Source organism: uncultured Shewanella sp. (assembly GCF_947501225.1).
Classification (GTDB): Bacteria; Pseudomonadota; Gammaproteobacteria; order Enterobacterales; family Shewanellaceae; genus Shewanella.
Genome location: NZ_CANMUW010000010.1, coordinates 19,273 through 36,877, shown reverse-complemented (window position 1 = coordinate 36,877; position 17,605 = coordinate 19,273). Strand labels below are relative to the sequence as shown.

Sequence of the window (17,605 nt, the reverse complement as noted above, 5' to 3'; positions counted from 1 at the left end):
ATGGGAGAGTTGACTATGGCCCGGTTTTTCAATGCCATAACAAACGGCTTAACGCCTTGTAAGCGAGTTTCGCTACTCATCCTGCTGGCGCTGCTTTCCGGCAGCTGCAGCCACACCCTCGAGCGTCAGACCTGTGTCGCCCTGGCCAAAGATGTCAGCTACTGCCTTGCCCCAATTCCAGCTGACAGTCAGGTACGCTCGGTAACTCAGAGGGTAACCATAGAGGTGGATGATTCGAGTCATGAACTGCTGACTCAGCTGGAGCTGGACAGCGGGCAACTCACACTCGTCGGTCTGGCACCATTAGGGCAAGCACTGTTTACCATACTCTTCGATGGTGTGAGCCTGAATAGCCAACAAAACATGCTCCTGGGTGATGAATTTAAAGCCGAATACCTGCTTGCACTCATCCAGTTGATATACTGGCCACAAGCAGATGTAAATGCCCATTTACAGGGGGCCAGATTAACATCTCCCGAGTGTGATGCTCCCCGCTGCCGAACCATATATGCTACGGTCAATGACACGAAAGATAATCGTCGCAAGAGCATCATCAAGATTAGTTTTGATAAAATAGAACCATGGCAGGCCGAGGTCGAACTCGCGATCCCTCAGGCAAAATTTGAACTGAAAATAACCCCGATTTAAGTGTGTTGTACCAGCCACGGCACGAAGAGCGAAGTTATCCGGCCCTCGCTATACAAGCCTGATATTTATAGATATAAACATTTAGATAGAAACATAATGACTAAGATAGCCATCTCACACCTAGGACTATGCACTCCGTTAGGTCAAAACCCGGAAGAGGTTTTAGCCCGACTGCTCAGCGGTGATACCAGCGCGATGAGAGTTCGTGACGATCTGATCCCACACAGCAGCACCATAGTAGGAGAGGTGAGCCAGCCACTGCCGGAACTTCCCGGAAATCTCTCTCAATTTGCCAGCCGCAATAATCAATTATTACTCTGCGCCGCACAGCAGATTGCCGATAGAGTATCCGATGCCATAGAGTTGTACGGTCCCGGGCGTATCGGCATAGTTTTGGGTACCAGCACTTCGGGCATAGCTCAGGGCGAAGAAGCATTACAATATAGGGCCGAACAGGGTCAGCTTCCCGGTGATTATCACTACTCCCGTCAGGAACTTGGAAACGGCAGCGACTTTCTGCGCCACTACTTTAATATCGGCGGCCCCTGCTATACCGTTTCCACCGCCTGCTCCTCCAGCGCCAAGGTGTTCGCCAGTGCCAGACGCTTATTGGAAGCAGAGCTGTGTGATCTGGTCATCGTCGGCGGCGGCGACAGCCTCTGCCGGTTAACACTCAATGGCTTTACCTCACTGGAGTCTGTTTCCAAAGGCCGATGCCAGCCCTTCAGCGCCAACAGAGACGGTATAAATATCGGTGAGGGCGCGGCCCTGTTTACCCTGGAGAGGGGCGATGGCGAGGTGATGTTGGCAGGCATTGGCGAGTCCAGCGATGCCCACCATATTTCGGCCCCCCACCCAGAGGGGCTGGGAGCCATATCGGCGATCCGTATGGCCATAGAAGATGCTGAGCTCACAGCGGATCGGATCAGTTATATCAACCTTCACGGCACCGCCACTCAAAAGAACGATGCCATGGAGAGTCGGGCCCTGCAACGGGTATTCGGTCAACACATTCCATTATGTAGCTCTACCAAGCCCCTGACCGGGCACACCTTAGGTGCCGCCGGCGCTATCGAAGCGGCATTCTGTTATCTGCTGCTCTCCCCACTCAATACCACTGGGGCCCTTCCACCTCAGGTAAACGACGGTATTGCCGATCCCAACGATCCCGAGCTACCTTTGGTCACTCAAGGACAAACCACTGAGCTTAGCTATATAATGAGTAACTCATTTGCCTTTGGCGGCAGTAATGCCAGCCTGATCTTTTGTCGCAAAGAAGCACTGTCATGACCCAGAAATACCTTTTACCTGAACCTCTTTCTCAACTGCCCGTTGCCGAGGTCGTGCCCCACAGAGACCCGATGATCTTAATCGACACTCTTATCGAATATGGAACGGATACGCTGTTAACCCAGACCTGTATTACCGGGCAGAGTCCCTACTTCGACGCCACAATCGATGCCGTCCCCAACTATGTAGGCATCGAATATATGGCGCAGAGCATTGCCGCACTCGCCGGTGTCGAGGCAAAATCCCGTGGTGAGGCTATCCGGGTGGGATTTCTGTTGGGGAGTCGCAAATTAAAGATGCATATCCCGCACTATCGGGAGGGTGAGTGTTACCGCACCAGAGTCACCCGCCTATATCAGGAGGAGTCCGGCCTGGCCGTTTTCGATTGTCAGATATTTCATAACGATACTTTAGTTGCCGAGGCAAATGTGAATGTATTTCAGCCTCAGGATGCCCTAGCCTATATTTCAGAGAGTCAAGGATAACGAGTAATGAACAAACGGATATTAATAACAGGCTCCAGCAGGGGAATAGGCAAGGCGATAGCACTACAACTGGCCGAAGCCGGTTACGACATTGCCCTGCACTATCACAGCAACCATGAAGCGGCTGAGCTCACTAAGCAGGAGCTGCTCGAACATGGCATCAAGGTCTCCACCTTGCAGTTTGATATTGCCGATCGCGCGGGGGTAAGAGCCAGCATAGAGCACGATATTGACCAGCATGGTGCCTATTATGGTGTGGTGCTCAATGCGGGAATCAATTGTGACACCGCATTTCCAGCCATGACCGAGAATGAATGGGACAGCGTCGTTCACACCAACTTAGATGGGTTCTATAACGTCATCCACCCTACGGTAATGCCTATGATACAGACCCGGAAAGGTGGCAGAATTATCACAATGGCTTCGGTCTCAGGCATCGCCGGTAACCGGGGACAGGTTAACTATAGCGCCTCGAAAGCGGGGATCATAGGTGCGACCAAAGCCTTGTCGCTGGAGTTGGCCAAACGAAAAATTACCGTAAACTGTATCGCGCCCGGACTCATCGAAACCGATATGGTTGCGGATATCCCCAAGGATATGGTCAAAGAGATAGTCCCCATGCGCCGTATGGGCAAACCGTCAGAAATTGCCGGCCTGGCTAAGTTTCTCATGTCCGAGGATGCCGCTTACATCACCAGACAGGTGATCTCGGTAAACGGAGGCATGATCTGATGAGCAGACGCGTTGTTATCACAGGCTGCGGCGGAATCTCCAGTCTCGGTCATGACTGGCCAACCATAGCCGCCAACTTAAAGGCGCAGAAGAACTGCGTGGTACGTTTCGATGAATGGGATCGCTATGATGGGCTCAACACACGCCTGGCTGCCCCGGTAACAGATTTTGAAAAGCCGGCACATTATTCGCGCAAGAAGATACGCTCCATGGGGCGTGTCTCGCTGATGGCAACCCGCGCCAGTGAACTGGCCCTTATCGATGCCGGTTTACTGGACAATCCTGTCGTAACTTCCGGTGCCATGGGGATCGCCTATGGGTCATCTACAGGCAGCACAGACCCCATTGTCGCCTTCGGTGATATGCTCAAAAGTGGCGATATGTCCGGTGTCACCGCCACCAGTTATATCCGTATGATGGCTCATACCACAGCGGTTAATGTGGGCGTCTTCTTCGGCCTCAAGGGGAGGGTGCATACCACCAGCAGTGCCTGTACTTCCGGTAGTCAGGGAATTGGCTACGCCTATGAGGCGATAAAATACGGCCAACAGGATCTGATGCTTGCGGGAGGAGGTGAGGAGCTATGCGCCACCGAAGCCGTGGTCTTCGATACCCTTTTTGCCACCAGCACCAAGAATGATACCCCTAAGCTGAGTCCCAGCCCGTTCGACAGCAGCCGAGACGGCTTGGTCATAGGCGAAGGAGCCTGCACCTTAGTACTGGAAGAGCTTGAACATGCTCAGGCTCGCGGTGCGAAGATCTATGCTGAAATCGTCGGCTTCGGCACCAACTCCGATGGCCTTCATGTGACTCAGCCTAACGCCGATACCATGGAGGTTGCTATCAGGCAGGCGCTGAAAGATAGTCAGCTTTCTGCGGATGCCATAGGTTATGTGAATGCTCACGGCACGGCGACCGACAGAGGCGATATTGCCGAGACTCAGGCAACTCAGGCCGTATTCGGCACATCGATGCCAATCTCATCACTCAAGAGCTATACCGGGCACACCTTAGGCGCTTGCGGCGCTTTGGAGGCCTGGATCAGTGTAGAGATGATGAATGCTGGCTGGTTTGCCCCCACGCTAAACCTAAGCGAGATCGATCCCGAGTGTGGCGAGTTAGATTACATTAAGGGTGATATCCGGCAGATAGATACAGACTATGTGATGAGTAATAACTTCGCCTTCGGCGGCATCAACACCTCGTTGATATTTAAACGCTGGTCAGCGTAAATAATCTGGGTAACGAAAAAACAACACAATAAAAGGAAATTATTGATGATAAAGCAAATCACTCTGGCCCTGGTGCTGACCCTGAGCACCATTGCCGGTCAGGCATCAGCCGAAACATTTACCCAAGCCGAATATGTGGCCATTTTTAATGGTGATGATATCGATAAGCAGAAGCAGGCGATCGATTCTCTGGTGATGGCAGGCCTATCGGAACCTAAGGTATTCGAAACACTGCATGCTAAATTTCAGAAATCACTGCCACTGGCGGTCGATAACGCCAGCATCGACTACAGCGCCTGGCTGCTGAAAGGGCTGGCCTACTCCGGAGATGACAGATACCTGCACACTTTCGATGATATCATCACGGGAAACTACCCAAAGAAGCTTAAGAAGTACGCGAAGAGCTCAATCCCGACGCTGAAGCAGTATAAGCGCTGGATCCCAATCTTGAGTGACAAAAGCCGGTACGAGGTGTCTCAGACCCAAGAGGTCAATGTGATTGCCAACGCCCTGCGAAGTGACGAGTTAGAGCTGAAACGTTATGCCGCTAAGCGCATGATCAATCGCTCCGTGTATGCCCCTTTCCTGTTATCTGTCTTAGACAGTGAACTGAAGGAACCACGCCTGCTCAAGCATGAAAAGCTGGCAATCAATACGTATGCCTACATGGCAAAGGCGCTGGCAAGCGCGGCTAAGCCTGAATACAGGGCTACGCTTGAACATATCGCAGAGCATAGTTCAGAGCAAAAACTACGCAGATATGCAAGGAAGTACCTGAAAGCCTACTATTGATATCCGCAATCAGATAAGCCGGCTTCAGGAGAGATATTTCCTGTTGCAGAGCGACCTCGATTAGACTAATCTTATCAAGCTTAATCTAATCGAATATTTACGTCGAAATCGTTCTCATCGGAATATCTGAGAGGGAGTGCATCAATGTTTCAGTCTCTGCTATCTAAACTCGCCGGCGCCGGCCCCGATAAACGCTGCTGGGAGCTCATCGAGCAGGGGGCCGAAGTTATCGACGTGAGAACACCTGAAGAGTTCGGCTCGGGACACCTGCCACAAGCCATCAATGTGCCCCTGAGCCAAATTTCGACCTGGCTGAATGATCAAGACCCTAAGCAGAGTTTCGTGCTTTACTGTGCCGCCGGGATCAGGGCTCAAAAGGCATGCGATCAGCTAAAGTGCAACGGCTTTCATAATGTTATCAATGCCGGTTCACTGAAAGACCTTCTAAGTTATCAGGCGACGTAGCTTGAACCCGGATTACTGAACCAAGATATAAAAAATCCCCCCGAGGCGAGCCATGACTTACCCTGGGGGGACGGACGAACAATAGGGTCAAAATAAAGATGGGGTTGATAGTTCCGCTTTTGCCTCTGCCCTTTGCGTTCAAACCGCTTTAGCTAACACCTAAAGGCATAAGCAATCAAAGTGCTGCCTGAATCAGGCAACCATTTTATCCAACGCCTGCTGAGCCGACTCGATCCCCTGTTTAGACGCTTCCGGCCCCATATTGAGCGCTTCGCTATACACAGTTTCAACCTCCTCGATACCGATAAAACCAAGTACCGTTTTAAGGTAAGGCACGACATGGTCTGACGCACCATCTTTATGTACCCCGCCACGTGTCGTTATCAATACGGCTCGCTTACCGGTAATCAAACCTTTAGGCCCGGTTTCAGTGTAGGTGAAGCTCACACCGGCACGAGCAACCAGATCGATCCAGTTCTTAAGCTGAGTAGGAATGCTGAAGTTATACATAGGCGCAGCAATCACTAGGGTGTCATGCTCTTTAAGCTCTTGAATAAGTGAGTCAGACAATAACAGCGCCTGCTCCTGACGCGGCGTTAACTGCTCCCCGCCTTGCAATCCTGATGCAATTTCACCATCGAGCATCGGCAGAGGCTCTGCCGCCAGATCGCGTACGTTGATCTCGGCGCCCTGCTTCTCCCAATGCTGTTTAAGGTGCTCAACCAACTGGCCCGATTGAGAGTAATCGCCTAAAATGCTCGACTTTAAAATTAGTACTTTTGACATAACTGACTCCACATCATTTCGTGATTGAGAACCATCTCTCAAATCGATGAAGCCAGTTTAATTTACGATAAAGAAGATAAAAAGCTGATAAAATCACTCAATACGTTCTATAAAATCGAATAAATGACGGCTGCAGCAAGGGGGAATGAGGGAATCTGGTAATAGCGGAGCTATAAAACGAGAGAAAGTACGCTTCAAATCAAAAGGTACTATGCAATAGGTTGGCTCACATACAAGCCTTCAAATGTTGCGCATAGTTTGTCTTCACACCATAGCTCAACTTCAAGGCTCACCTTCACCCTTCGCCCCATGGATAAGCGGCCAAGCTCGGTATCCGGCCAGCAGCATCTTGCAAGCGGGGCCTCAGTTATTGGTGCAAGGTAACGTATATGACCATCGGCTAACACGATATCTCCGTCAACACCGGCTATGCGCTGCTGCAGCCAAAGCATGCCCCATCCCGTCAAGGTTGCCAGAGTATAGATACTGCCGGCAAACATGGTCTGATGCAGGTTGATATTGGGAGGCAGGGGCGCACCGATCGTCAGCCACTTATCGCTATACTCCAGCGGAGATATCTGCATAAACGCACTAACAGGGATCGTTCGATGCCAGGTTTCTGCCAGCTCCTTCAGGAGTGATTCAACCACCTGCTCACCTCCTGCGAAGTCATCCATGCTACACCTGAAGATTAAAGGTAACCGGGCCATCATTGACCAGACTGACCTGCATGTCGGCCGCAAACTCACCCGTTTGAGTAGACATCCCTTTAGATCTGCAAAACTCAACGAACTCCTCATACAGCACTTTAGCCTGTTCCGGCGTACCCGCACCGGAGAAGCTTGGCCTCAAACCCCGCCCGGTATCGGCGGCCAGAGTAAATTGAGATACCACTAACAGCGAGCCACCAGCCTGTTTGACATTCAGGTTCATCTTGCCATCTTCATCACTGAACACACGATAGCTCATGACTTTATTTGCAAGCTTCTCCATCTTCGAGGAATCATCTTCACGCTCGACCCCGAGCAAGACCAGTAAGCCTTTATCGATGGCCCCTATCGTTTCTCCATCGACATCGACCTTGGCTTGAGTAACACGTTGGATCAGGGCTATCACGTTCAATTATCTCCAATTTAGAATAAACCAGCATCTGGATGTCTGACGCCGGAAATAGTTAACTTATAACGACTGAGACTGCTGCATAACAGGTATCGGCTTAATCAACTGTTCGGCACCTTTTGGCAACGAATGACCTACCTGACGTAGCCCTTCATCGGTCCATAACATGAAACGGCGGATCTCTTCGAGTTCAATGGTATTCACAAAGGTTGCCGCGCCCTGTACCTGGATGATGGCGCCGTTTTCACGCAGGGTAAACTTTGCAAAGTTAAGCTTATGATTTAACGTGCCAATTAATATGAGTAGATCTTGGCTACCCGCAAGCTTGGGATGAACGGCGTAGAAGCGATTCATCATGATGCGGTCGATACCATCGGGGTTGATACTGGGCTGAAGCACAAACTGGTTATCATCAAACTGCAGCGCAATGCGAGTCGGTGAGGCCATGGTGGCGAGGTAGTTCTTTTTAATCAAGGCATCGAACAATGCCTTAGCCGCATCATCGTTTGTCATGCCGCCCAGTGTCACCCGCTCAGGTGCAACTGCTGTGCTCTTGTCGTTATTGTCGGTGGACGCGCAGGCAGTGAGCATGGTCAAAACTACTGCGATAATAAGTTTATTCATTTATCTATCTCCCTAATATTACCAGCCATTTCCTGTATGGCATAGACGACTTCCAGAAACATCTTATCATTGGCCAATGCATGATAGCCTCCTTTGATCAAGGAATATTTCATATCACCGGAGCCAAACTCATCTAAAAACTTCTCGACGATAACAGAGGGACAAACCCAGTCCATCTCACCTTGCAATATCACCGTTGGCGCCTTTATTCCACTCGCCATCTCTCTCATCAGAGCGTAGGCACCAAAGTATTGCCGACTGGCATAATGCAGCTCAATCTCGGCCAGACTCTTCGCCAAAGCGCTACCCGACTCCGGTAATTCCGCGCCCGGAAGAGATAGCGCCAGCTCCCACTTCAACCAGCCACGGACATATTCGAGGCGGGTGTCGTCATCTAGGTTGAGAAAGCCCGCTCTATAGCGTTTGAAAAGCGCGTCAATCTTCGATGAGAATGGGGCCAGAGCGGTAAACTCCAGATAATCCTGCGGGAACAGGGTTGCGGCTCCCTTGCTGCCATAGAGCCAGTTAGCCCCCTCTTCATTGGGGATAAACAGCCCCCAAAACACCTGAGACAGCACTCGTTGAGGATACAGGCAGCTATAGATAAAACCCAGTGTGGCACCGAAAGAGCCCCCCACGACACACCAGGCCGGTATATCGAGCCACTGACGCACCCTCTCGATATCGCCGAGTAAGTGCAGCAGCTCGTTATGCTTAAGCTCACCATGTGGTTTTGAGCGTCCGGCTCCTCTTTGATCCAGCAGAAAAATTCGGAATGAGTCTCTATCGAAAAGCCTGAGATCCTCAGTAACGCAGCCTCCACCGGGGCCACCATGAAGAAAGAGCAGCGGGATCCCCTCTGGATTGCCATATTGCGCCAGGTGAAGCACATGCCCGTCGCCCACATCCAGCCAGTCACGGCGAATAAATGCAGGTAAGTGACTACTCATTACCGACGGCTTTCATTTTTAGATTCGTTAACGGCAGTTGAGATTGAAAAGCTGATCTGAGGATCATGAGCCTCCTCTATCTTTGTTGACTCATCCTTATCCGATTGTCTCTTATCCAGGTACTCAGGCATAGCTGCGGTGATCTCGGCCCCCAACAAGACGATGATCCAGGATAGGTAGACCCACATAAACAGGATAGGGATGGTCGCAAGCGCACCATAAATAGCCTCATAGGTCGGAAACTTAGTCAGATAGATGGCGAAGCCTTTCTTACCGAACTCAAACAGCAGGGCGGCGACAATCGCACCGAGCAGAGCATGAAAGAACTTCACCTTAGTGTTGGGCACCACCATGTAGATCAACAGAAAGCTGGCAACCGAGAAGAACATGGGCAGGCGTTCAACAAGCACGGGGACTACGCCGGAGAGATCGGAATCGCTAAACACCTTGAGTGACACCACATAGGAGGTGGCAACCAGGCTCGCCCCCATCAACACAGGACCTAAGGTCAACACCATCCAATACATGGAAAATGAGACCACCATGGAACGCTTCTCAGTCGTTCGCCAGATATTATTCAATGCCTTATCGATAGCGGAGATCAGCATGATCGCCACCACCATCAAGGCGGCAATGCCCACTGCCGTCCCCTTAGAGGCATTACCGACAAATTCGTTAATATAAACCTGCACCGTATCCCCAGCGGCCGGGAGGAAGTTGTTATAGATAAACCCCTCTATCTGCCCCCTGATCCCACCGAACACAGGAAAGGCCGATAGCATAGACATGGTTACCGCAACCATAGGCACCAAAGAGAGCAGAGTGACATAAGCTAAGTGTCCGGCACGAATATTTATCTGATCTTCCGCCAGGCGCTGCTTTAGATGTATCATGAAGTGCCAAGTGCTAAGCACAAATGTATGAAACCGTGTTCCATCTATCTTCTTTATCACTACTATCTCTTGATTAAGTTGGTGTTGAATGGGTATCTTCGTACAATAAAGCTTATAACCTAAGATTGACAAGTGTAAGGAATAAATAGATGTCACAACAAGGATCGGCAGGCAATGTTATTGCCGCTATCGCAAGTTTCTTTTTCGCAGGATTAGGTCAACTCGTTCAGGGGCGCATACTCGCTGCAATCATATTTTGTCTGACCACCTATGCTTCATACGGCATTGCCACTTTCACTTTTGGCATATTTTTAATCGTCGCGGTACCGTTACACATCTGGTGCATCATAGACGCAGCAAGATTTAAAGCCGATTAACCATCGCCTTTTTGGACCCCATGGACAAGGATCCCTACCGATGAAGAAAACTATCTCTATTGCGATTATCGCCACCAGCCTGCTGCTCACAGGCTGTCAGAGCGCCTACTACGGCGCCATGGAAAAAGTGGGCTATCACAAACGTGACATCATGGTCGACAGAGTTGAAGACGCTAAAGAGTCTCAAGAGGACGCGCAGAAGCAGTTCAGCTCGGCACTGGAAGAGATGCAGGCACTGCTGAATCACGATGGTGGTGATCTGGAGAGTGCATACAATAAGGCTAAAGATGAATATGAGTCCGCTCAGGATGCCGCCGATGACGTCACTAAGCGCATCGATAAGGTCGAAGATGTAGCCGAAGCCCTATTTGACGAGTGGCAGAGTGAGATTGGTGAGATAAGTAAGGCCAGTCTACGCCGTAACAGCGAGTCAAAACTCAGAGAGACACGCCGTTCATATAATCAGTTGCTAAAAAGCATGCGCCGGGCCGAGAGTAAGATGCCGCCCGTTTTGACGGCCATGAAAGACAACATGCTCTACCTCAAGCATAACTTGAATGCTCAGGCCATTGGTGCCATCAAGGGTGAGTTCACCAGCCTGCAGACCGATATCTCGGGTCTGATCAAGGAGATGAACAAGTCTATCGAAGAGTCGAACAAGTTTATCGCCTCACTGGAAGGTAATTAGCAAAACTGGACGCGCTACGCGCTGTAAATGCTAAGAGGACGCTTCGCTATTTGACGGGCTGCGCCCTGTAAGGGCTAACATGACGCCAACGAGTTGGCTATTCGAAAGAGTAAAGGCTAGCAGGCAGTGTTTATTAGCCGAAGGCGTCCTATAGCTGACATAGTCAGCGTCCTCCAGAGCGCGAAGCGGGCGCCTTATATCAGACCTATCAAGCAGTCACCTGCCTCTCTGTCAGCTTCCGATAATCGTTGAGCTTTCGGTACAGGGTCGTCTTGCCGATCTTAAGCTTCTCCATGGCCAGGGTCTTACTGCCGCCACATGACTTAAGCACAGACAGAATATACTCCATCTCCATCTCCTCCAGTGACAGAGTCGGCTTCGATAACTGCGACAGCAGTACCGGGTTGTGGGTCATGGTTTCGGGAAAATCATCAACGGTTATCTCGCGGCCCATACACAGAGCAACACTACGCTCAACCACATTCTGTAACTCCCGCACATTTCCCGGCCAGCCATAACTGAGAAGCAGCTCGGAAGCCTGGGGAGAGAAGCCGCTGACGTTCCGATTCATATCCTTATTCACCTGCTCCAGAATCACCTTAGCGATAAACAGAATATCCTCCGCCCTGTCCCGCAGAGGAGGAATCGTCAGCTCAATCACGCACAGCCTGTAAAAGAGGTCGGCCCTGAAGCGGTCGGCTTTCACCTCTTCGCTCAAGTTTCTATGGGTGGCCGCGATGATACGTACATTAACCTTCCTGTCCTGGCTGTCCCCGACCCGGCGTATCTCTTTCTCCTGTAGCGCCCTTAGCAACTTCACCTGCATGGACGCCGATATATCACCGATCTCATCGAGAAACAGCGTGCCTTCGTTGGCCTGCTCAAACAAGCCGACATGATCTCTGTCTGCACCGGTAAAGGCGCCCTTCTTATGGCCGAATAGTTCGCTCTCCAACAAGGTTTCGGTAAGCGCACCACAATTAACCGCAACGAAAGGCCCCGAGGCTCTCGATGAGTGGTCATGAATAAAGCGGGAGACACGCTCTTTACCAACACCGCTCTCTCCCGAGACCACAACAGATGAATCGACCTTAGCGATGCGTCGGGCCAGCTCGACAATCCGCTTCATCTCATTACTGCGGGTCACTAAGCCGGATATGTTATGAAGGTTGGCGTTATAGAGGCTCAGCTGCTCCTGCTGACGCTTGAGATCCTGCTCTGTCTTCTTCAGCTTTTGCGTCAGCCCCTTCAGCAGGGTATCGGCAGACTCCATGCTATAAAATGGCTGATGAACCTCCAGCTCATCTCCCCAGTCTTCTTTAAACTTGCCCACGATACGACAAAACGGATCGCCGGCTCCCCGGCACTTGTCCTCGATAAAATAGACCTCACGCTCCTGCTTGCAGGACTCATAACCACTGGCAAAGCCTGTCAAGGTCCAGCAGATGGGCTCCTCGGCAACCCCGAACAGCAGCTGATGTTGCTCCGCCTCATAGGAGTTATCCCAACAGACCTGCATAGAAAAACCTGTGGCTAGATTATCTGAGTGGTTAAACTGGCATGTTTTGGTCAGGCCAAACAACATGTGAAGGTAGGAGCCCCCTTCATCCTGGGAAAAAATGGCGGGATATTCTGATCGCAGTAACTCGGCGGTCCGCCAGCCGTGAGCATAACCGAACCGGGTCAATATGCTACGTGCGGCAAAGTGACCGAAGGTATCTATCAACTCCTTTCGCAGTAAACCCAAGGCCACGGCATCGAACAGTAACATGCGTCTTTCTTTGAGCTTAATCACCCCCTCTTCGGGAACAAACTCCAGAAAATCTTTCGGATCTATGTCGTTTATCAGCATCTTGTTAATTTACCTAATGATTATGTACAGGTTCCAAATCGGGATAAGCGTTCCCATTCGGAACTTCAACACCTTGCACGAATTTTATAAATCAAACAAATTCAGCAACTTACCTATTGGCACGCTTAGTGCAATCTTAAATCACGAGACCTGGGTCAATTAAGTAAACCTTATCAATAAGATGCGCTGCAACGCATATGTGATGTCTCTAATGTGCTCCATACAGATTCTGTGACCGACGCTGAAATAGAAGGGCATTCGAACTCATGCAGAGGTCATTAACTACAGATTTGTATAACGAGAAGTTAACAGAAACCCATAAATAAAAACGTGTTTTAAATCGAATGTTAAACAAGAGGTGGTACTGAATGAACAAACTTTCTATGGCAATTGCTTTGAGCTTATTAAGCGCGAGTAGTTATGCGGCAAATTACACCAAGAATGTCGATGTGGTCGTAATTGGCTCCGGTGCCAGTGGTATGGCAGCCGCTGCCGCCGCCGAAGAAAAAGGTCTGACAACCGTGTTGCTGGAGAAGCAGGCTAACATTGGTGGCTCGGCGCTCTATATCGAAGGCACTTTCGCCGTTGAAACCGAACAGCAAAAATCTATGTACATAGGTCTGACTAAAGATTGGGCTTATAAAAACCATATGGAGTTCAACCATGGCTTCATCAACGGCCCCTTGATGCGCAAATGGATTAATCGCTCAGACGAGTCTATCAAATGGATGGAGGAGAAAGGTGTCACCTTCCATGACGTTCGAACTCTGTTCGAAGACGGTAACCGTACCTGGCATATCTTTAAAGATGGCAAGGGCGTAGAGTTCGTTCAGAAGATGGAGCAATCCTTCATCAAAGACGGCGGTAAGATCTATACAGAAACACCGGCAACAGAGCTTATCTATAAAGGCGGAAAAGTCGTCGGCGTTATCGCAGAAGATGGCGAAGGCGATACCTATACCTTTAACGCTAAAGGCGGTGTCATCGTTGCCACCGGTGGTTTCATCAACAATCCTAAGATGCTGAAGAGGTTCGGTATCCGCACCGATCACCTGATCGTTGGCCCTAAGAAGGGTCGAGACGGCGACAGCATCAAGTGGTGGGAGGAGACAGGTGCAAGGCTTGAAGGGATGAAGACTCACCTGGCAATTGGTGCATGGTTATACGGTAAAGATCCTAACACTCAGCTGAGTCACCCGGAGCATACGACTGTCTACTCACAGATGGCCTCTCTGCTACGCCAACCTTACATGTGGGTTGCCAAAGACGGTAAGCGTTTCATCGATGAGAGCCAGGCACCGCTATGGCACAACACAGGACCCGCTGTTGAACGTGTGGGCAATGGTTACTTCGCCGTCTTCGATGACAACATGAGAGAGTACATGAAGACAGATGGTATCGACATCTCTCACAGTGACTGGGTACGCGTCGGCCATAAATTAGACCTGCTGGACGAAGGTATCGAAGTCGGTCAGAAAGAGGGCTGGTTGGTTAAGTCAGACACCATCGAGGGACTGGCCAAGAAAATGGGCGTCGACGTAGCCACCTTTAAACAAACTGTGGCTGACGCCAACCGTTACGCCATCAACGGTGTCGATGAGGAGTTCCCTAAAAACCGCAAGTACGTTCGCTCTATGAACAAGCCTCCTTACTTCGCCGTTAAGGGACAAAACGCCACGCTTATCACTCTCGGTGGCCCAACCACAGATACGGACATGCAGGTACTACGCGAGAAAGATATGAAGCCTGTCGGCGGCCTATATGTCGTAGGTTGCGAAGTGGGCGGCGTATATGGTGATTCATACAACCTGACTCTTGAGGGCATGGCCAGCTCATTCGCCATCAACTCAGGACGTTTCGCTGCAGAGCACATCGCCAAGAAGATGAAGCTGTAATTCCCCTTAGCCGAGATCCGCTCTTTTGGATCTCGGTTTTTTTACCCCAACAAGAATAGAAGATTATGAAATATTTAATGTCCGTCGCGACCGCAGCCCTGTTGATGTTTGCCGCTAACATGCCAAGTTATGCCGACGATCTCGCCAAAATACATGAAGGTGCAGACGTCACCTGCATGGATTGCCATGGAACCGACACCCCCACTCGCCGGGGTAAAACTTCCTTATGTAAAAACTGCCATGGAGATCAGGTTGAAGTTAAGGAGTTTCAGGTAGAGGAGAGAATGGTAAATGTCCATAAGTCTCCCCATGGCGAAGTTCGCTGCACCGCCTGCCATAAGACCCATGAACCTTCAGTCCTGTATTGCAACGATTGTCATCAGTATGAAGTAGAACTGCCTTAGAGACATAAACTATTCAATCCCCTGATATTTATTGATCTCTGCAGGACAGGCAGCATGGCTAAACCCTGCTGCCTGTTACCCCGTACCTCTTTTCACCAAAAGAGGCGAACCCAGGTACATATATAGGGTGACAAGGATGACGCATCGCAATCACTTTATGATCCTTTTCGCGATCAATTTTCTCATCACCTTGGGGTTTGGGCTCAGCGACACCTTTTTCTCTGTTTACCTGTTTGAACTGGGAGCAAGAGGCACACTGTTGGCCCTCCCCCTGATATCCTATTCAGTGGCCAAAACCATCTTCAGCCCTTTTGTGGGGCGCTATGCCGATACCTTAGGCCCAGAAAGGTTTCTGCTTGTCTCCCTTACCCTCTATCTGGCAGTTTCCGTCTTATATTTACTGTCAACCAACCTGTTCATACTTGCTACCTCACGCTTACTGCAAGGCGTAGCCTGCGCCATGCTCAGACCGGTCATAGTCTCTGTGATAAGTGAAAGCACTGTAAAGGAGAAGCGCTCCTCGGTTATGGGTACCTTCGATATCTCCTTCTATTCAGCCCTGTCCATAGGGCCGGTAGTCGGTGGTTATATAAAAGATCAGTTCGGATTCACTGCCATTTTTTCAGGCCTGATCCTTCTCACCTGCATAGCGATTGTACTGTGTAGCCGTCTCGGTTCGGCTTCGCCTCGGGCCGAAGCAGGCCACTCGAGCAGGCTTAAACGATCATCGTTCATGGCCCCCATCACCCAGAGCCGACACTTAAGAGGGCTACTGGCCTTTATCTTTGGACGAGCCTGCTGCATCTCTATTACTGGCACATTTCTGCCAATCATTTTAACGAAGGAGCTTAAGTTAAGCGGGACCCAAACCGGAATAGTGATGGCGTTAAGCAGTCTCACTATCACACTGCTGCTGCGCCCGATGGGCCTGCTTGCCGATAGGATATCTCACCCCTTGCTAATCACCCTTGGTGGCATTGCGGTCTCAATAACCTACTTAATAATTCCTGCCTCAACCACTCTAACCCAAGTTATCTTCGCAACCAGCCTGCTGGGCCTGTTCAGTGCCCTTTCACAGCCGGCCTGCACCGCCATGTTGGTCGAGGAGGGAAGCCGCTACGGCGTGGAAAATACGGTAGGTATATTCAACGGGGCAATGAACTCAGGCTTTATTTTTGGTCCCATTTTAGGTGCCCTCATCTTGAGCCGCTTCGGAATAGACGTCGTATTTTACTCGGCAGGGCTAATAGGTGCCTCAACGATAGTGTTATTTACGCTCAATACCCACCCCCCTCTTTTTTCAGCTATCGACAACAGATGCAAAAACTGATCTCCCGAAAACACAATCACCTTAACTGACCGAATCCGGATTAACCACAACATAAAAGTAATAAACTAAGGAGAAATAATTGAATACTAGAGAAAAAAACCTGCTTCGCCTGGCAGGAGTGACGGGGTTACTCTTGAGCAGTGCTTCAGCTCTGGCGGCAACCTCCGGCTCCCATTACCCCATAGGTGGAGAGGGGGTCGCCGCCGGTACCCCACCGCCGCCGGGTATGCACTATCGTATGTACAACACCTGGTATAGCGCCGATACGCTAACCGATGATAACGGCGATGACACCGGGCTGAACGTGGATATAGGTGCCTATGTTCAGCTGCACAGGCTGGTACATGTCACCGAGAAGAAGCTCTTCGGTGCCAATTGGGCCTATAACGTCATCATCCCTATGGTAGATAAACAGACCTCGATCGCCGACTTCGGTGTCGATGACAGCAGCTCCTTCGCCATGGGAGATATCGTTCTGGAGCCGCTGGCGCTGTTCTGGTTCCGGGAAAATTACGAGGCGGCACTTGGATTATCTGTGATAGCTCCCACGGGCGACTACGACTCTACAGACGCAGCTTCGCCAGGCATGGGCTATTGGTCCGGCATGTTGACACTTGGGGGAACCTACTATCTGGACGCTGAAAAGTCCTGGAGTATCAGCGGCCTGACCCGCACCCTGGTGCACTCTGAGCAGGAAGATACCGATGTTAGACCGGGCGCTGAATTTATCATAGAGGGTGGCATAGGCAAGCAGTTCGCATTAAATGAGCAGTGGCTGCTTCGTCCCGGTATGAGTTATTGCGCCAGTTGGCAGCTCAGCGATGATAGCCGGGATGGTCACGGAACATCTGCGAGTGAACGTAAAAACGGCTATGGGATTGGCGCAGAACTCAACGTGTTCTACCTGCCCTGGCTGCTACAGGGGAATCTTCGGTACGTGAATGAGTTCGGATCCAAAAATACCGCCGAAGGTTCATCCTTCGTCTTCACCCTGACCAAATCATTCTAAAAATTTACCCGAGATCTAACGGACCAATACCGGC

Annotated in this window: 20 protein-coding genes; 13 read left to right on the top strand and 7 right to left on the bottom strand. The window is 50.5% G+C overall.

All coding sequences use genetic code 11. The features are described 5' to 3' along the window. The first annotated feature begins 15 nt into the window (after positions 1-15). The 7 genes from Q1B47_RS14540 (at position 16) to Q1B47_RS14510 (ending at position 5,644) form a co-directional block, all read left to right on the top strand. Positions 16-648 carry a DUF3261 domain-containing protein gene (locus Q1B47_RS14540; protein WP_299795041.1) on the top strand — a complete coding sequence of 211 codons (633 nt, stop codon included), beginning with the start codon at positions 16-18 and terminating at the stop codon, positions 646-648. Positions 649-744: 96 nt separating this feature from the next. After that, the gene (locus Q1B47_RS14535; protein WP_299795039.1) at positions 745-1,938 is read left to right on the top strand and encodes a beta-ketoacyl-[acyl-carrier-protein] synthase family protein; all 1,194 of its coding nucleotides are present in this window, start codon (positions 745-747) and stop codon (positions 1,936-1,938) included. Further along, positions 1,935-2,423: a hotdog family protein gene (locus Q1B47_RS14530; RefSeq protein WP_299795037.1), complete on the top strand. Its 489-nt coding sequence runs from the start codon at positions 1,935-1,937 to the stop codon at positions 2,421-2,423. The genes Q1B47_RS14535 and Q1B47_RS14530 overlap by 4 nt, the downstream gene beginning before the upstream one ends. 6 nt (positions 2,424-2,429) lie before the next feature. After that, the gene (locus Q1B47_RS14525; protein ID WP_299795035.1) at positions 2,430-3,155 is read left to right on the top strand and encodes a 3-ketoacyl-ACP reductase FabG2; all 726 of its coding nucleotides are present in this window, start codon (positions 2,430-2,432) and stop codon (positions 3,153-3,155) included. Next, positions 3,155-4,387, top strand: coding sequence for a beta-ketoacyl-ACP synthase (locus Q1B47_RS14520; protein WP_299795033.1), 1,233 nt, complete (start codon positions 3,155-3,157; stop codon positions 4,385-4,387). Before Q1B47_RS14525 ends, Q1B47_RS14520 begins: the two co-directional genes overlap by 1 nt. Before the next feature lie 45 nt (positions 4,388-4,432). Continuing rightward, on the top strand, positions 4,433-5,179 hold the full coding sequence (locus Q1B47_RS14515; protein WP_299795031.1) for a hypothetical protein: 747 nt from the start codon (positions 4,433-4,435) through the stop codon (positions 5,177-5,179). A gap of 144 nt (positions 5,180-5,323) precedes the next feature. Then, complete coding sequence (locus tag Q1B47_RS14510) at positions 5,324-5,644, top strand: rhodanese-like domain-containing protein (protein WP_299795029.1); 321 nt, start codon at positions 5,324-5,326, stop codon at positions 5,642-5,644. Between the two features lie 192 nt (positions 5,645-5,836). Here Q1B47_RS14510 and Q1B47_RS14505 read toward each other — a convergent pair whose 3' ends face one another. The 6 genes from Q1B47_RS14505 to Q1B47_RS14480 all read right to left on the bottom strand — a co-directional run bounded on the left by Q1B47_RS14505 (position 5,837) and on the right by Q1B47_RS14480 (position 10,076). Beyond that, complete coding sequence (locus tag Q1B47_RS14505; protein WP_299795027.1) at positions 5,837-6,430, bottom strand: FMN-dependent NADH-azoreductase; 594 nt, start codon at positions 6,428-6,430, stop codon at positions 5,837-5,839. Between the two features lie 209 nt (positions 6,431-6,639). Next, complete coding sequence (locus tag Q1B47_RS14500; RefSeq protein ID WP_299795025.1) at positions 6,640-7,107, bottom strand: thioesterase domain-containing protein; 468 nt, start codon at positions 7,105-7,107, stop codon at positions 6,640-6,642. 1 nt (position 7,108) lies between these two features. Continuing rightward, positions 7,109-7,546: a D-aminoacyl-tRNA deacylase gene (gene dtd / locus Q1B47_RS14495; protein WP_299795256.1), complete on the bottom strand. Its 438-nt coding sequence runs from the start codon at positions 7,544-7,546 to the stop codon at positions 7,109-7,111. A gap of 63 nt (positions 7,547-7,609) precedes the next feature. Continuing rightward, on the bottom strand, positions 7,610-8,173 hold the full coding sequence (locus Q1B47_RS14490; protein WP_299795023.1) for a hypothetical protein: 564 nt from the start codon (positions 8,171-8,173) through the stop codon (positions 7,610-7,612). Continuing rightward, entirely contained in the window at positions 8,170-9,123 is a 954-nt protein-coding gene (locus Q1B47_RS14485) for an alpha/beta fold hydrolase (RefSeq protein ID WP_299795021.1), read from the bottom strand. Before Q1B47_RS14485 ends, Q1B47_RS14490 begins: the two co-directional genes overlap by 4 nt. After that, positions 9,123-10,076 carry a virulence factor BrkB family protein gene (locus Q1B47_RS14480; protein WP_299795019.1) on the bottom strand — a complete coding sequence of 318 codons (954 nt, stop codon included), beginning with the start codon at positions 10,074-10,076 and terminating at the stop codon, positions 9,123-9,125. The genes Q1B47_RS14485 and Q1B47_RS14480 overlap by 1 nt, the downstream gene beginning before the upstream one ends. A gap of 89 nt (positions 10,077-10,165) precedes the next feature. Here Q1B47_RS14480 and Q1B47_RS14475 point away from each other — a divergent pair, with 89 nt between their 5' ends. Further along, positions 10,166-10,393: a hypothetical protein gene (locus Q1B47_RS14475; RefSeq protein WP_299795017.1), complete on the top strand. Its 228-nt coding sequence runs from the start codon at positions 10,166-10,168 to the stop codon at positions 10,391-10,393. Between the two features lie 40 nt (positions 10,394-10,433). Beyond that, the gene (locus Q1B47_RS14470; RefSeq protein WP_299795015.1) at positions 10,434-11,081 is read left to right on the top strand and encodes a DUF2959 domain-containing protein; all 648 of its coding nucleotides are present in this window, start codon (positions 10,434-10,436) and stop codon (positions 11,079-11,081) included. A gap of 208 nt (positions 11,082-11,289) precedes the next feature. On the opposite strand, the gene Q1B47_RS14465 is transcribed toward Q1B47_RS14470, so the two are convergent. Beyond that, entirely contained in the window at positions 11,290-12,933 is a 1,644-nt protein-coding gene (locus tag Q1B47_RS14465; protein WP_299795013.1) for a sigma-54-dependent Fis family transcriptional regulator, read from the bottom strand. 368 nt (positions 12,934-13,301) lie between these two features. Between Q1B47_RS14465 and Q1B47_RS14460 the strand changes: the two genes are divergently transcribed. The 4 genes from Q1B47_RS14460 (at position 13,302) to Q1B47_RS14445 (ending at position 17,571) form a co-directional block, all read left to right on the top strand. Next, positions 13,302-14,828: an FAD-dependent oxidoreductase gene (locus Q1B47_RS14460; protein ID WP_299795011.1), complete on the top strand. Its 1,527-nt coding sequence runs from the start codon at positions 13,302-13,304 to the stop codon at positions 14,826-14,828. Positions 14,829-14,893: 65 nt separating this feature from the next. Next, on the top strand, positions 14,894-15,232 hold the full coding sequence (locus tag Q1B47_RS14455) for a cytochrome c3 family protein (protein ID WP_299795009.1): 339 nt from the start codon (positions 14,894-14,896) through the stop codon (positions 15,230-15,232). A 136-nt stretch (positions 15,233-15,368) separates the two neighbouring features. Further along, positions 15,369-16,562, top strand: coding sequence for an MFS transporter (locus tag Q1B47_RS14450; RefSeq protein WP_299795007.1), 1,194 nt, complete (start codon positions 15,369-15,371; stop codon positions 16,560-16,562). Between the two features lie 79 nt (positions 16,563-16,641). Continuing rightward, on the top strand, positions 16,642-17,571 hold the full coding sequence (locus tag Q1B47_RS14445) for a transporter (protein WP_299795005.1): 930 nt from the start codon (positions 16,642-16,644) through the stop codon (positions 17,569-17,571). Positions 17,572-17,605 lie beyond the last annotated feature (34 nt).

Excerpts from the sequence above, each read along its gene's own strand:
- Q1B47_RS14520 (WP_299795033.1), top strand. The coding sequence starts at position 3,155 with ATGAGCAGACGCGTTGTTATCACAGGCTGCGGCGGAATCTCCAGTCTC.
- Q1B47_RS14455 (WP_299795009.1), top strand. The coding sequence starts at position 14,894 with ATGAAATATTTAATGTCCGTCGCGACCGCAGCCCTGTTGATGTTTGCC.
- Q1B47_RS14530 (WP_299795037.1), top strand. The coding sequence starts at position 1,935 with ATGACCCAGAAATACCTTTTACCTGAACCTCTTTCTCAACTGCCCGTT.
- Q1B47_RS14460 (WP_299795011.1), top strand. The coding sequence starts at position 13,302 with ATGAACAAACTTTCTATGGCAATTGCTTTGAGCTTATTAAGCGCGAGT.
- Q1B47_RS14485 (WP_299795021.1), bottom strand. The coding sequence starts at position 9,123 with ATGAGTAGTCACTTACCTGCATTTATTCGCCGTGACTGGCTGGATGTG.
- Q1B47_RS14500 (WP_299795025.1), bottom strand. The coding sequence starts at position 7,107 with ATGGATGACTTCGCAGGAGGTGAGCAGGTGGTTGAATCACTCCTGAAG.
- Q1B47_RS14535 (WP_299795039.1), top strand. The coding sequence starts at position 745 with ATGACTAAGATAGCCATCTCACACCTAGGACTATGCACTCCGTTAGGT.
- Q1B47_RS14525 (WP_299795035.1), top strand. The coding sequence starts at position 2,430 with ATGAACAAACGGATATTAATAACAGGCTCCAGCAGGGGAATAGGCAAG.
- Q1B47_RS14465 (WP_299795013.1), bottom strand. The coding sequence starts at position 12,933 with ATGCTGATAAACGACATAGATCCGAAAGATTTTCTGGAGTTTGTTCCC.
- Q1B47_RS14470 (WP_299795015.1), top strand. The coding sequence starts at position 10,434 with ATGAAGAAAACTATCTCTATTGCGATTATCGCCACCAGCCTGCTGCTC.
- Q1B47_RS14510 (WP_299795029.1), top strand. The coding sequence starts at position 5,324 with ATGTTTCAGTCTCTGCTATCTAAACTCGCCGGCGCCGGCCCCGATAAA.
- Q1B47_RS14475 (WP_299795017.1), top strand. The coding sequence starts at position 10,166 with ATGTCACAACAAGGATCGGCAGGCAATGTTATTGCCGCTATCGCAAGT.
- Q1B47_RS14490 (WP_299795023.1), bottom strand. The coding sequence starts at position 8,173 with ATGAATAAACTTATTATCGCAGTAGTTTTGACCATGCTCACTGCCTGC.
- Q1B47_RS14515 (WP_299795031.1), top strand. The coding sequence starts at position 4,433 with ATGATAAAGCAAATCACTCTGGCCCTGGTGCTGACCCTGAGCACCATT.
- Q1B47_RS14505 (WP_299795027.1), bottom strand. The coding sequence starts at position 6,430 with ATGTCAAAAGTACTAATTTTAAAGTCGAGCATTTTAGGCGATTACTCT.
- Q1B47_RS14450 (WP_299795007.1), top strand. The coding sequence starts at position 15,369 with ATGACGCATCGCAATCACTTTATGATCCTTTTCGCGATCAATTTTCTC.
- Q1B47_RS14540 (WP_299795041.1), top strand. The coding sequence starts at position 16 with ATGGCCCGGTTTTTCAATGCCATAACAAACGGCTTAACGCCTTGTAAG.